The organism is Novosphingobium aromaticivorans DSM 12444 (genome assembly GCF_000013325.1).
In the GTDB taxonomy this organism is placed as follows: Bacteria; Pseudomonadota; Alphaproteobacteria; order Sphingomonadales; family Sphingomonadaceae; genus Novosphingobium; species Novosphingobium aromaticivorans.
Window position 1 is genome coordinate 2,021,458 of the sequence record NC_007794.1, and the last position, 13,665, is coordinate 2,035,122.

The 13,665-nt window shown below is 63.0% G+C and carries 13 protein-coding genes; 6 read left to right on the forward strand and 7 right to left on the reverse strand.

What is annotated here, in order from left to right; all coding sequences use genetic code 11:
• Position 1: 1 nt before the first annotated feature.
• The gene (locus tag SARO_RS09570) at positions 2-1,387 is read left to right on the forward strand and encodes a pyruvate dehydrogenase complex E1 component subunit beta (protein WP_011445559.1); all 1,386 of its coding nucleotides are present in this window, start codon (positions 2-4) and stop codon (positions 1,385-1,387) included.
• A gap of 263 nt (positions 1,388-1,650) precedes the next feature.
• On the opposite strand, the gene SARO_RS09575 is transcribed toward SARO_RS09570, so the two are convergent.
• Genes SARO_RS09575 through SARO_RS09585 form a run of 3 tightly spaced genes read right to left on the reverse strand, consistent with a single transcriptional unit; the run spans position 1,651 to position 3,874 of the window.
• A complete protein-coding gene (locus SARO_RS09575; protein WP_011445560.1) occupies positions 1,651-2,073 on the reverse strand; it encodes a TadE/TadG family type IV pilus assembly protein in 423 nt (140 codons plus the stop codon).
• Positions 2,070-2,474 (reverse strand): TadE/TadG family type IV pilus assembly protein, encoded by a 405-nt coding sequence (locus tag SARO_RS09580; RefSeq protein WP_041550273.1) that lies wholly within the window; start codon positions 2,472-2,474, stop codon positions 2,070-2,072. The genes SARO_RS09575 and SARO_RS09580 overlap by 4 nt, the downstream gene beginning before the upstream one ends.
• A gap of 53 nt (positions 2,475-2,527) precedes the next feature.
• Positions 2,528-3,874 carry a pilus assembly protein TadG-related protein gene (locus tag SARO_RS09585; protein WP_083760847.1) on the reverse strand — a complete coding sequence of 449 codons (1,347 nt, stop codon included), beginning with the start codon at positions 3,872-3,874 and terminating at the stop codon, positions 2,528-2,530.
• Between the two features lie 254 nt (positions 3,875-4,128).
• Here SARO_RS09585 and SARO_RS09590 point away from each other — a divergent pair, with 254 nt between their 5' ends.
• On the forward strand, positions 4,129-4,560 hold the full coding sequence (locus tag SARO_RS09590) for a hypothetical protein (protein ID WP_049759363.1): 432 nt from the start codon (positions 4,129-4,131) through the stop codon (positions 4,558-4,560).
• Positions 4,561-4,643: 83 nt separating this feature from the next.
• Positions 4,644-5,114 (forward strand): hypothetical protein, encoded by a 471-nt coding sequence (locus SARO_RS09595; RefSeq protein ID WP_011445564.1) that lies wholly within the window; start codon positions 4,644-4,646, stop codon positions 5,112-5,114.
• Between the two features lie 21 nt (positions 5,115-5,135).
• Here the strand turns inward: SARO_RS09595 and trmFO are convergent, their stop codons facing one another.
• The gene (gene trmFO / locus SARO_RS09600; protein WP_011445565.1) at positions 5,136-6,506 is read right to left on the reverse strand and encodes a methylenetetrahydrofolate--tRNA-(uracil(54)-C(5))-methyltransferase (FADH(2)-oxidizing) TrmFO; all 1,371 of its coding nucleotides are present in this window, start codon (positions 6,504-6,506) and stop codon (positions 5,136-5,138) included.
• Between the two features lie 67 nt (positions 6,507-6,573).
• Here trmFO and SARO_RS09605 point away from each other — a divergent pair, with 67 nt between their 5' ends.
• Positions 6,574-7,254: a lysoplasmalogenase gene (locus tag SARO_RS09605; RefSeq protein ID WP_011445566.1), complete on the forward strand. Its 681-nt coding sequence runs from the start codon at positions 6,574-6,576 to the stop codon at positions 7,252-7,254.
• Here the strand turns inward: SARO_RS09605 and SARO_RS09610 are convergent.
• Both SARO_RS09610 and gyrA read right to left on the reverse strand, forming a co-directional pair.
• Positions 7,232-7,585, reverse strand: coding sequence for a DUF952 domain-containing protein (locus SARO_RS09610; RefSeq protein ID WP_011445567.1), 354 nt, complete (start codon positions 7,583-7,585; stop codon positions 7,232-7,234). The genes SARO_RS09605 and SARO_RS09610 overlap by 23 nt on opposite strands.
• Entirely contained in the window at positions 7,582-10,308 is a 2,727-nt protein-coding gene (gene gyrA / locus SARO_RS09615) for a DNA gyrase subunit A (protein ID WP_011445568.1), read from the reverse strand. The genes SARO_RS09610 and gyrA overlap by 4 nt, the downstream gene beginning before the upstream one ends.
• A 315-nt stretch (positions 10,309-10,623) precedes the next feature.
• On the opposite strand from gyrA, the gene SARO_RS09620 reads away from it, so the two are divergent.
• Positions 10,624-11,925, forward strand: coding sequence for a hypothetical protein (locus SARO_RS09620; RefSeq protein ID WP_011445569.1), 1,302 nt, complete (start codon positions 10,624-10,626; stop codon positions 11,923-11,925).
• A gap of 86 nt (positions 11,926-12,011) precedes the next feature.
• Here the strand turns inward: SARO_RS09620 and SARO_RS09625 are convergent, their stop codons facing one another.
• Positions 12,012-12,665: a carbonic anhydrase gene (locus SARO_RS09625; RefSeq protein ID WP_041550275.1), complete on the reverse strand. Its 654-nt coding sequence runs from the start codon at positions 12,663-12,665 to the stop codon at positions 12,012-12,014.
• 66 nt (positions 12,666-12,731) lie between these two features.
• On the opposite strand from SARO_RS09625, the gene lipA reads away from it, so the two are divergent.
• Complete coding sequence (lipA, locus tag SARO_RS09630) at positions 12,732-13,664, forward strand: lipoyl synthase (RefSeq protein WP_011445571.1); 933 nt, start codon at positions 12,732-12,734, stop codon at positions 13,662-13,664.
• The last annotated feature ends 1 nt before the right edge of the window (position 13,665 follow it).

A 13,665-nucleotide genomic window follows, 5' to 3' on the forward strand; every position in this document is an offset into this window, starting at 1 on the left:
GATGGCAATCGAACTGAAGATGCCCGCGCTCTCCCCGACGATGGAGGAGGGCACCTTGGCCAAGTGGCTCGTCAAGGCTGGCGACGAAGTCCGGTCCGGCGACATTCTTGCAGAGATCGAGACCGACAAGGCCACGATGGAATTCGAAGCCGTGGATGAAGGCGTGATCGCCGAAATCCTCGTCGCCGAAGGCACCGAGGGCGTGAAGGTCGGCACCGTGATCGCGACGATCCAGGGCGAGGGCGAGGATGCCGCACCCGCAGCGGCAACTCCTGCCGTTGAACAGAAGGTCGAAATGAGCGAAGCCGCGCCAAGCGTCGAGGCCAGGGCCGCACCCGCAGTTGCGATCGCGCCGAAGGTCGACGCAAAGCCGGCAGTAGATCCTGAGATTCCCGCCGGCACGGCGATGGTCCCGACCACCGTTCGCGAAGCCCTGCGCGACGCTATGGCCGAGGAAATGCGCGCCGACGACCGCGTCTTCGTGATGGGCGAGGAAGTGGCCGAGTACCAAGGTGCCTACAAGGTTACCCAAGGCCTGCTCGATGAATTCGGTCCGCGCCGTGTGATTGACACCCCGATCACCGAGTACGGTTTTGCGGGCATTGGCGCAGGCGCCGCGATGGGCGGCCTTCGCCCGATCATCGAATTCATGACGTTCAACTTCGCCATGCAGGCGATCGACCACATCATCAATTCGGCGGCCAAGACCAACTACATGTCCGGTGGCCAGATGCGCTGCCCGATCGTGTTCCGTGGCCCCAACGGCGCTGCAAGCCGCGTCGGTGCACAGCACTCCCAGAACTACGGCCCGTGGTACGCCAACGTTCCCGGGCTGGTTGTCATCGCGCCATATGACAGCGCCGATGCCAAAGGCCTGATGAAGGCTGCAATCCGCAGTGAAGACCCGGTGGTCTTCCTGGAAAACGAGCTTGTCTACGGACGCACTTTCGACGTGCCGCAGATGGACGACTTTGTACTGCCCATCGGCAAGGCGCGCATCGTCCGTCAGGGCAAGGACGTGACCATCGTATCATATTCGATCGGCGTCGGGCTTGCTCTTGAAGCGGCGGAGACTCTTGCCGCAGAGGGTATCGATGCCGAAGTGATCGATCTTCGCACGCTGCGTCCGCTCGACAAGGACACGGTGCTGGCCTCGCTTGCCAAGACGAATCGTCTGGTTGTGGCGGAAGAAGGGTTCCCGGTCTGCTCGATTGCTTCGGAAATCATGGCAATCTGCATGGAGGACGGGTTCGATCATCTCGACGCACCGGTCCTGCGCGTATGCGACGAAGACGTGCCACTGCCTTATGCCGCCAACCTCGAGAAGGCTGCGCTTATCGATGCCGGCAAGATCGCTGCGGCCGTGCGCAAGGTCTGCTATCGCTGATCCTGCGTACCAGCCTGAATGATGAAGGGGCGTTGCAGCATTGCTGTGGCGCCCCTTGTCGTTGTCGGGCCTGGTACGCGCGTCAACCGTGTTTACGGTTCTCGCCCGATTCCCTCCGCCTTTCCATGAAGACGGCATGAAAATTTCGTTCGTGATGCAGTGGGCGAGTGCGGTGGTAAACCATGCGCAAGGTTCGCCAGAAGTTTATCATTGGTCAGAAATGTAAGGTCCGTTCCGAGCTGAATCTTCGGCCTGGGCCGAAATCACGTGGCGGATACGAAGATCGGCCTCGAGAAATTGAGGGCGATGTCCGGAAAACCGAATGCCGACAGCACGTTGGGAACGTTGTAGGTGTAATTCAGGGTGTATTCGACCGTTCCGCTGACACGCGATGTCGTTTTCTTGACCGCAGACGCATCAATGCCGGTGGTCTTGAGAATGTAGGGCAAATCCTGCGCCTTGGCGAGCGCATAGGCGCCGATCTGGTCGCTCGTGAGGCGATTACCGGCCTGGTACTCCACCACCACATGCCGCTGAACGTCGGCCGAAGCCGCGCGCAGGGCGTTGTATGATTGGGCTGCCGCACCGAACTGGAACACTGCGAGCAGCAGCGCGATGAACAGCGGACCGACGAGTGCAAACTCGACGGCAGCGGCGCCTTCGCGGTTGAAGAAGAGGCGCTTCATCCTATCAGAACCGTTCGCGTGAGGCGCATCGAGATTGGACCGCTGATTCCGAAGTCGGTCCACATCGGGGTGTACGTGTCGCGGATGGTGAGTTGGACATACTTCGAGATCTCGCCGGACTGGCTGCACAGGCCAGGAAGGGTGACATAGCCGGGGTCTATGCCGCAGCGATAGATCACCGCCGTGTCGATATTCGCCGTCGAAACACCGGTCGAAGCCGAAATAACGCTCTCAATTGTGTCGATCTTGCTCTGCGTGTCGGGCTTCGACGCAAGGGCGATAGCGACGGCTTCGGCAAGGGCGCTCTGGAGTTCGGAGCGCCGCGCGACCAGCGAACTGACCTCGACGGTGCCCAGTCCAAAGAGCACGAGCACGGGTGTCAGCACCGCGACCTCGATCATGATCGCACCATCGCGACAGGCGCGAAGTCTGGAAAGAAAGGGGATGAACCGTGTCATGACACAAGGATGACCTTTGGCCCCTCGGAACTCACGACAGTGTCGGTGGTGAGGCCAGCGGGGCAGAAATTCGTCATAACGGTGTTGCCCTGGACCGCGACCATGTTCGCGGTGATCTGCAGGCAGCGGCTGGTCGTCTTTGCAGTCCCGCCGAACTTGATCAGGCTTTTAGGCAGATAGACGGTGCCGTTGATGGTCGAGGACGAATTTCCGTTCAGGATGGACGTGTTGCCGCTGCTATTGCGATCCTCGAAGAAGAGAATGCCTTCAAGCTTTTGGGCATCGGTCGCGCTCACGCCGGCACTAGTAAGCTGTGACGAGGTCATTGCCGTAAGGTTGAGCGCCGCACCGCCATTGATCTTGATTGAGGCACCGTTCTTCAGCACGATCATCACGCCATTGGCAGTGACCGCATCCTGAGCGCGGATGGTGAACGAGCCGCCATTTATCACGTAGATTCCGCTGTTCATCACCGTGTTGCAGGAGGTGGTGATGTCGGTGTAGGTGCCCGGATTGAGGGTGGCCTGGGTCACACCGCCCGACCTTACGCAGCGATATGGCGTTGCAGCAGTGTTGTTGGTCGGCGGTGTCAGCGAGGCGAACGGGTCGGCCAGCGAGGTCACGTATTCCTTCACGACGTCATCGGTATTGGTGTTGAACCAGTCGTCGATGCCGCCTGCGGCCAGAACGTAGTTCACGTCGATCGTCGGGCTACCATCGACCTTGATCGCGTTGGTCGAGTTGGAAAGCGCGGCAATGCCGCAGCCGGACTTGAGGATCGAACTGCCGCCGATCGTTATCGCGCCGTCGGCCGTCGCGTTTGTCGCAATGATGCAGCTCGTGTAGGTGGCGCCGGCCGTATACGTCGCCTGGGCGGACACCGAGACGGTTGTCGGCTTTCCCAAAACAATCCCGCTGAAGGCCAGCTCTCTCGTGGCAGAAGCCCTGACGACAACACTGTTGTTTGTGCCGCCATTGTAGGCCGCAAGCGAAACCGTCGGCGTATCGCTGAAGGTGACGAGCTGCAGGTTTGCGTTATATTCCTGGACAGCGTGAGTCTCGTACGCGGTGGTGCTGATGCCCTTGGACTTGGAATACGCCGCGGACAGGGCGGCCTGGTCGGCAGCGTACTGCATTTCCCGCTTCCAAAGATACCATTGCGCGGTATCGACCGCGAAACCGGCAGTCGCGATGAGCGCTGGTGCACCGAACGCCATCAGCAACGTCGCGTTGCCTGCGCGCGCGCGCAGCAGGCGCCGGAAAAGGCTGATCGACTTGGGCAAGGATCGAATTGATGGACGCATCTTCTTAGCGGTCTCTTGCTCGAGGCGGACGGTGAACACCCTGTGAGTCGTTCATAGTTTTGTCGTGGTTATTTCATCTTGAAGCCATCTGGTTGATCACACGTTAAAAGTTTCGCGAATTTCGTAGGGGCGTCGTAATGCAGAATTTACCACGCGAGGACATCGACTGTTTGTCCCCGCCAGAACGACTGGCGCTGGCTTATGCGACGAGGCGCGGGCGCGCCGCCTGGGAGGCCTTTTTCCTGTTCGAGCGTCGTCTTGCAGAGACAGCCCGCCCAGGTCGCGAACCATTGATGATACAACTGCGCCTGGCATGGTGGCGTGATCGTCTTGCCGAGCCGGTCGAGCGCTGGCCGGTCAGCGAACCCACGCTCGCCCGGTTGCATGCGTGGGGTGAACATCGTTCGCACCTGTCCAGCCTTGTCGACGGATGGGAGGCGAGCGTCGTGGGCGAAGATGGAGGTGCGGCACTCTCGTCCGCGCGCGTGAACGCTTTTGCGGCGCTTGCCGCTCTCCTTGGCGAAACTTCGCTCGACGACGTCAGACGGGCCGCGCAGGATCTCGTGTCACCTTCCGAAGCAACGGCACGGTCGCCCCGGCTGTCGCGCGCGATGCGTCCCCTTGCAGTGTTGCGCGCACTTGCCGTCCGGAGCGCGCAAGGCAGGCCCGCGACGCCCCTGGCCGATATGGCGCACGTCATCCGCATCGGAATTCTGGGCAGATAGCATCCGGCCAAATCGGAACGATCTGCGAGTGCCGCGCGGATCGCCAGAGCGCTAAGCTGCCCGAGTTTTGCGGAGGGTGCTGAATGCTACGGGGTTTGCTTGGCGGTTTGGCGGCGTTGATGCTGGTCGCATCGGGCATTTTCTGGTGGCAGGGGCGGGCGCAATCCACCCCGGATGCGGCTGCATCGGAAACTGCGGAAGATCCGATAGCCGAACCTGAAGACCTTCCCACGGCCGACGTGGATGGTCTGGTCGGGATCGCACCGCCCGAAGCAAACGAGGTCGGGCGCGAGGCGCGCCGCTTCAATCAATTGGACAAGGACCGCGACAACCGCATCAGTCGCATCGAAATGCTGAGCCCGCGCGCCAAGGCCTTCCGCAAGCTCGACGCAGATGGAAACAACCTGCTCTCGTTCGAGGAATGGGCGGTCGCCACGGTCGATCGGTTCAAGACAGCCGATGGCAACGCGGATCTATTCCTGACGCGACAGGAATTCGCGACAACGCGGCCCAAGGACAAGCCACGTTCCAAACAGAAATGCACCTGCCGGTAGATTCGCGCCTTCGCTCGCCAGTTACGCCAGCGTGGCTATCCAGTCCGAAAGATCGGCCTTCGCCCGAGCAGTGTATGCTTCCTTGCGAACCTTCTTCTTCACGGATGCGTCTACCGGTGAAAACAGGCCGAAGTTCACGTTCATCGGCTGGAAGCTCTCAGCTTCGGCATCGCCGGTGATGTGCGCCAGCAGCGCGCCGAGCGCCGTGGTGCGCGGGGGAGGGGACCAGTCGAGCCCAGCGATCTGTGCAGCAACCATCAAACCGGCAAGCATGCCGACCGAGCCGCTCTCCACGTAGCCCTCGCATCCGGTTATCTGCCCTGCGAAGCGAACGTTCGGAGCAGACTTCAAGCGCAATTGGCGATCCAGAAGCGTCGGCGAATTGAGGAAGGTGTTGCGATGCAGGCCTCCGAGGCGGGCAAACTCTGCATTCTCGAGGCCCGGGATGGTCCGGAACACGCGCACTTGTTCGGCATGCTTGAGCTTGGTCTGGAAGCCGACCATGTTCCACAGCGTGCCAAGCTTGTTGTCCTGGCGGAGTTGGACCACCGCATAGGGCCAACGCCCGTTCGGATGCTCCGCGGTTGCCCAATGGGGATTGTCGAGCCCGACAGGCTTCATCGGACCGAAACGCAAGGTCTCTTCGCCGCGGGCGGCCATGACCTCGATGGGCATGCAGCCGTCGAAGTAGGGAGTGTTTGCCTCCCACTCCTTGAACTCTGTCTTCTCGCCGGCGAGCAGTTCTTCGCGGAAGGCGAGGTACTGGTCTCGGGTCATTGGACAGTTGATGTAATCGCGCCCGTCACCGCCCATCGCCAGCGAGGCTTCAGCGCCCTTGTCCCATCGCGAGGCCATCCATGCCACGCCCATGTCGATGCTGTCGCGGTAGACGATCGGCGCGATGGCATCGAAGAAGGCAAGACTGTCGGCTCCGGTCGCACTGCCGATGCTGTTAGCCAGCGACGGCGCGGTGAGCGGGCCGGTCGCCACAATGGTCAGGCCATCCGACGGCAGCACATCGACCCGCTCGCGCACGATCTCCAGCGTCGGCTGCGCGCGCAACGCGGCTTCGACTTCGGCCGAGAATACATCCCGGTCAACCGCCAGCGCCGACCCCGCCGGAACGCGCGCCTTGGCCGCCGCTGCCATCAGCAGGCTGTCACATTGCCTCATCTCGTAGTGCAGCAGGCCAACCGCGTTCTTTTCGTCGTCGTCCGACCGGAACGAGTTGGAGCAGACCAGTTCGGCAAGCCCGTCTCCGTTGTGGGCGGGAGTAGTATCGCCGCCTCCGCGCATTTCGGACAGCCGCACACGAATGCCCCGGCGCGCAAGTTGCCAGGCGGCCTCCGTTCCGGCCATGCCGCCGCCAATGATGTGTACCTGATGCGTCATGGTCCGCCCTTGGCATCGCGCGGTCGCTGCGGCAATACCGTCGTCAAAGCAGGGGGAAGATCCACAAGTGCCGAAACGTGCGCTGATAGAGAAACGGCCTTGGCTGGTCGCCAGTCTGATTGCGGGCGTAAGCTACTGGCTGGCTGCAAAGGGACATGTACCGGGGCTCTGGCTCATTCTCTGGAAGGGTGCAGGGGTGGCTTTGCTGGCCGCCTATGCCTGGGCCCACCATCCGACGCGCAATGCCCACGCGATCGCAATCGTCATGGCGCTGGGCGCGGTCGGCGACATGGTTCTGGAATTGAATTTCAACGCGGGCGCCATAGCGTTCCTGCTGGGCCACCTTGCCGCAATAGCGCTCTATCTTGAATTCCGGCGCGATCAGCCTTCCGGAAGTCAGTGGGCTGCGGCAATCGCGACACTGCTTGCGGTACCGTTGATCGCCTATCAGTTGACCGCCCGACCGGAGGTCGCGCTTTATGCCTTGGGTCTATCGGGCATGGCGGCGGCGGCTTGGCTCAGCAGCTTTTCACGCTATCGCGTGGGGCTGGGCGCCATGATGTTCGTGGCATCAGACCTGCTGATTTTCGCCCGCATGGGGCCATTGGCGGAAAGCACTATTCCGGGGCTGCTAATCTGGCCGCTCTACTACTTCGGCCAGTTCCTCGTCTGCACGGGCGTGATCGCCACCCTCAGGGCAAGAGGTGAGTTCGACAGGCCAGGCGTCAACTCGCGATCGGCAATCTGACCCGTCCGTCTTCATCCCGCTCGAGCGGGCCATAGGCCACTGCCGCATTCAGGGGTAGGTCTGCATAGACGTGCGGGAAATCCTGTCCGCCGCGCGAAGGTTCCCACTTCACCGCATCGCCCAGTACAGCAAGGTCGACGGCCACGACGTGCAAGTCGTCCTGCCCGGAAAAGTGCTTGTCCACCGTCTCGGTGAGTTGCGCATCGGTCGACAGGTGGATGTAGCCATCCGTGAGATCGATCGGCGCGCCTGCAAATGTCCCCTCCGCCTCAAGCTCCGCCATCTGCGAGGCAGTCAGCACCTTGTAGGCGAGGAGGGGGCGTTCGCTCATTCTGCCGTTCCTTCGTCCGGGACGGCGCCGACGTCATCGGATTCGGCGCCCTCTTCCTCGGCCAAACGCACCGCGCTGACGACGTGTTCCCCGCCCGAGACGTTGAACAGGCGGACGCCCGCGGAACCACGCCCGATCACGCGCAGCGAATCAAGCGGCAGGCGGATGAGCTTGGCCTGGTCGGTCACGAGCATGAGCTGGTCGGCCTGGGTCGCCGGGAAGCTTGCAACCACCGGTCCATTGCGGCCGATGTTGTCTATGTTGGTAATGCCCTGGCCGCCTCGGCCCGTCCGGCGATACTCGTAGGCCGACGACAGCTTGCCATAGCCATTGGCACAGACGGTCAGGATGAACTGCTCGCGCGCCTGCAATTCGGCGTAGCGTTCCGCCGAAAGGGCCGGCTCGCCCTCCTTCTCACCCTTCCACGGGGCAAAGCGCACATAGTCCTCGCGCTCGTCCGGGGTGGTGCCGACGCGATGGAGGATCGAAAGCGAGATAACCTCGTCGTCGCCCTTCAGGGTCATGCCGCGCACGCCGGTCGAGGTGCGGCTCGTGAATTCGCGCACCTCGTCACCGGCGAATCGGATGGCCTTGCCCGAACGCGTTGCGAGCAGGACGTCGTCGCTCGCCTCGAGAAGGGCGACGCCGATCAGGCGATCCGCGCTGTCTTCCTCGAACTTCATCGCGAACTTGCCGTTGGACGGGATGTTCGCGAATGCGTCCATCGAATTGCGGCGCACATTGCCCTTGGCGGTAGCGAATACAACCGAGAGCTTGCCCCATTCCGCCTCGTCCTCGGGCAGTGGAAGGACGGTTGCGATTGTCTCGTCCTTGTCGAGTGCGGGCAGCATGTTGACGACCGGGCGACCGCGCGTGGTGGGCCCGCCTTCGGGCAGACGCCAGACCTTCAGGCGATAGACCTTGCCTGCGGTCGAGAAGAATAGAACCGGCGTGTGGGTGCTGGTGACGAACATCGTCGCCACAGCATCCTCGTCCTTCGTTGCCATGCCCGAGCGGCCCTTGCCGCCACGGTTCTGCGCGCGGAAGGTCGAAAGCGGGGTCCGCTTGATGTAGCCGTCGAGGGTGATCGTGACGACCATGTCCTCGCGCTCGATCAGGTCCTCGTCCTCGATGCCATCGGCGGGCGCGGTGATCTCGGATTTGCGCGGCGTGGCAAAGGCGTGCTGCACTTCGAGCAGTTCCTGGCGCATCACGCCGAAGAGCTTCTCGCGGTCAGCGAGGATGGAGAGGTACTCGGCGATGGCCTTGGCCAGGCCTTCCAGTTCGTCGCCGATCTCGTCCCGGCCCAGCGCGGTCAGGCGATGGAGGCGCAGGTCGAGGATCGCGCGCACCTGGATTTCGGACAGGCGATAGGTCGCGGCTTCGGCGACGCCCGCATCCTCGATCGCTTCGACGAGGCGGATATAGGGCGCGATCTCGCCCATCGGCCATTCGCGGGCAAGCAGAGTCTCGCGCGCGACGGCGGGGTTCGGTGACCCGCGGATGATCCGCACGACCTCATCGAGGTTGGTGACGGCAATGACCAGACCGAGAAGGATGTGGGCCCGGTCGCGCGCCTTGTTCAGCTCGAACTTGGTGCGGCGAGTGATGACCTCCTCGCGGAAGCGGACAAAGGACTCGATGATGTCCTTGAGGTTCAGGACCTCCGGGCGTCCGCCACGGATGGCGAGCATGTTGGCGGGGAAGCTCGACTGCGCCGGCGTGTTGCGCCAGAGTTGATTCAGCACAACCTCCGGCGTTGCGTCGCGCTTGAGGTCGATGACGACGCGCACGCCTTCACGGTTGGATTCGTCGCGGATGTCCGAGATGCCCTCGATCCGCTTGTCCTTGGCCGCCTCGGCGATCTTCTCGACCAGCCCGGATTTGCCGACCTGATACGGGATCGAGGTGAGGACGATGGAACGACGGTCGCCCCGGCCTTCCTCGATCTGGTGGCGCGCGCGCATGATGATCGAACCCCGGCCTTCGTGATAGGCCTTTCGGGCGCCGGCAGTGCCGAGGATCAGCGGGGCGGTGGGGAAATCAGGGCCCGGGATGATCTGGATCAGCTCGTCGATGGTGACCAGCGGATTGTCCATGTAGGCAAGGCAGGCGTCGATGACCTCGCCGAGGTTGTGCGGCGGGATGTTCGTTGCCATGCCGACCGCGATACCGCCGGCACCGTTGACCAGGAGGTTCGGAAACCGCGCCGGAAGGACCTGCGGCTCATGCTCCGCACCGTCGTAGTTGGGCTGGAAATCGACCGTGTCCTTGTCGATGTCCGCAAGGAGCGAGTCCGCCACCTTGGCAAGGCGCGCTTCGGTGTAACGCATCGACGCCGGCGGATCGGGGTCCATCGAGCCGAAGTTGCCCTGACCGTCGATCAGCGGCAGGCGCATCGACCAGTCCTGCGTCATGCGCGCCAGCGCGTCGTAGATCGCGGCGTCGCCGTGCGGGTGGTACTTGCCCATTGCGTCGCCGACGATGCGGGCGGACTTGCGATAGGCCTTGGTCGAAACGAAACCGTTCTCGTGGCTGGTCCACAGGATACGGCGATGGACCGGCTTCAGGCCGTCGCGCACGTCGGGCAGCGCGCGGCTCACGATCACGCTCATCGCGTAATCGAGATAACTGGTCTTCATCTCATCGACGATGTCGATCCGCTGGAACTCGCCTTCCGGTGCGGGGGCGGGAGGGTCGATGATCGTGGTGTCGTCGCTCACGTCGGTGGCTTTTTCGCTTCTGTTTCAGGGATAGGGAACGGCCCTAGGCCAATTGGTCCGGGAAGGCCAGCAAGAGCGGCCCGATGCCCCGGATTGGCGGGCGGTTTTCCACACCTGCGACCAATTGCCTGAATATTCCGACAAGGCGCCATTCAATCGGGGTTCACGGTGAAAAGGATAGTTCGCACCCGTTGCCAAGGGCAGGATTCCGCGCCACTAGCGGGATCGACCAGAGGTGAGAGGACACCGGGGTGCGCACGGGTCCGGGGCAGGTTGCTCCCGAATGCGTATCCGGTCGAACAGGAGACGATTTCTATGCGTGTTACTTTCGGTCGCATGACTGGCGGCCTGATCGGCAAGACGGCAATGGCCCTCGTCCTTGCAGCTGGCGGCCTGGCCGTCGGCGCAACCGGCGCGGTTGCCAAGGAAAAGGAACAGAAGGTCGCCAAGGCGACGAATTCGCCTGAATTCGGCAAGGCCGCGCAGACGCTGCAAAAGCCCATCGCCGACGTAACCGCCAGCAAGGACAAGGCTGCGGCGCAGGCGCTGATCCCCCAGCTTGCGGCCATCGAAGCGTCGGTCAAGACCCCACTGGACCGCATCATCTACGGTCAGTGGCAGCAGCAGATCGGCGCCGCCGCAGGTGACAGTACGCTGCAGCAGAAGGGCCTCCAGAACATGGTGGATAGCGGCCAGCTTGGCGACAAGGCTACGCTGGTTGCCTACTACCTTGGCATGACCGCCTATCAGAACAAGGACTATGCAACCGCGTCGAAGGTGCTCGGCCCCCTCGTTGCGGCCAACTACAACGACGATACCGCGGCTGAAGTCCTTGCCGACTCGTTCGCCCAGCAGGGTCAGGCCCCGCAGGCTCTCGAGGCGCTGAAGGGCGCCGTGGCGGCCCGCAAGGCTGCAAACGGCACCGTGCCCGAAGGCTGGTTCAAGCGCGCCAACCTCATCGCCTACAAGAACAAGCTGGCGCCCCAGGCTATCGAATGGTCGACCATGATGGTCGAGAACGACCCGACCCCGCTGAACTGGCTTGGCGCTGGCCAGTTGGTTCGCGAGTTCGGCCAGTTCACCAGCCAGGAATCGCTTGACCTCGGCCGTCTTCTGCTTCGCGCCGGCGGCTTCCAGAACGACCCCAAGTATGTCGAGCGCGAATATGTCGAGTACATCGAATCCGCCGACCCGCGTCGTCTCCCGGGCGAAGTCCTGAAGGTCGCGGACAAGGGTGTGAAGGCCGGCGTCCTCAAGGCGAACGATCCGTTCGTGCTTGACGCGATGACGCAGGCCAAGGGCCGTATCGCTGCCGACAAGGCCTCGCTGCCTGCACTCGACCGCGAAGCTCGTGCCGGCAAGGACGGCAAGAGCGCGCTCGCCATGGCAGACGCCTACCTCTCGTACGACGAAGCGCCCAAGGCCGAGGAAATGTACAAGATGGCGCTGACCAAGGGCGGTATCGACAAGGACCGCGCCCTGACCCGTCTGGGCATTGCCCAGATCGACCAGAGCAAGTTCGAGGACGCCAAGGCCACCTTCGCGCAGGTTGGTGGCACGCGCGCTCCGCTCGCCCGCCTGTGGCTGGCTTTCGCGAACACGCAGGCCCGCCCGTAAGCCACGCGGCGAACTGACCAAAGGAAAGGGCGGCCTGCAAGGGCCGCCCTTTTCGTTTTCCTCGCGCCGCCGGGACGCGACGATCGTCAGTTTACCGGCGAGAAGTCGCCCGTGGTCTCGTCCAGCACGTGCAGCACGCCGTCCGAAATGGCGAAGAACGTTCCCCGAAGCTTGAGTTCGCCCGTCGCTTCCTTGCGGCGGATGCAGGGGAAGGTGCGCAGATTTGCGAGGCTCGCGCGCACGCCGGCTTCTTCCATGGCGCGCTCGGCCGGGCGGCCCGTTGTGCCATGCTTGTCGACCACCTCGTCGCGGACACCGTCCAGCAACGCGATCCAATCGGCGATGAAGCCGCCTTCGCCAGGCTCGGTGCCCTTGAGGTCCTGGGTCAGCGCCGCCTTGCAGCCGCCGCACATGCCGTGGCCCATGACCACGACTTCCTTGACCTTGAGCACCTGCACTGCGAATTCGAGCGCGGCCGAAACGCCATGATGGCCAGGGTTGGTTTCGAATGGCGGCACCATTGCCGCAACGTTACGCACCACAAAAATCTCGCCCGGGTCGACGTCGAAGATCTGCGCCGGATCGACTCGGCTGTCGGAGCAGGCGATGATCATCACCTGGGGCTCCTGGCCATCCCGCAACTCGCGCCATCGTTCGAGCTTGGGGGTCCAGCCCTGTTCGCGGAAACGACGATATCCGGCAATCAGCCGATCGAGCTCGGGGGATGCATCCTGGGTCATGGGCCGTGCTAATGGCCCCATCGATTGGGTCTTTCAAGTGCTTGCGGATCGGCCTATCTGGGCGCCATGACGAACCCTGCCGAAACCGCCCGTCCCGAACGCCAGCGCAAGCCGGACTGGATCCGCGTAAAGGCCCCGACCAGCAAGGGCTATGGCGAGACGCGCGCCCTCATGCGCGAACTGGGACTCAACACGGTCTGTGAAGAGGCAGCCTGTCCCAACATCGGCGAATGCTGGACCAAGAAGCACGCCACGGTAATGATCCTGGGCGATGTGTGCACGCGCGCTTGCGCGTTCTGCAACGTCAAGACCGGCATGCCGCGCGCCGTCGATCCGATGGAGCCGATCAATGTCGCCACGGCGGCAGCTAAGATGGGCCTCGAGCACATCGTCATCACGTCGGTCGACCGCGATGATCTGCCGGATGGCGGGGCAGGGCACTTCGTCAAGGTCATCAAGGCCCTGCGCGAGTTGACACCGAACACCACCATAGAAATCCTGACGCCCGACTTCCGGAACAAGATGGAAGCGGCGGTGGAATCGATCGTCGAGGCGGGACCCGACGTCTACAACCACAACCTCGAGACGGTTCCCCGCCTTTACCCGACCATTCGTCCGGGCGCGCGCTATTACGCGTCGCTGCGCTTGCTCGAACAGGTCAAGCGCCACGATCCGCGCATCTTCACCAAGTCCGGCGTCATGCTCGGGCTGGGCGAGGAGCGGCTAGAAGTCCATCAGGTGATGGATGACATGCGCTCGGCCCAGATCGATTTCCTGACGATGGGGCAGTATCTCCAGCCCACGCCCAAGCACGCCAAGGTGATCGAGTTCGTCACACCCAAAGCGTTCGATGCCTATGGCTCGATCGCGCGGGCCAAGGGCTTCCTCCAGGTCGCGGCGAGCCCGCTGACCCGGTCGAGCTATCACGCGGGCGAGGATTTCCGCCAGATGCGGCAGGCGCGCGAGGCGCAGCTCGCGAAGGCCGCTCAGAAGGCCTGAC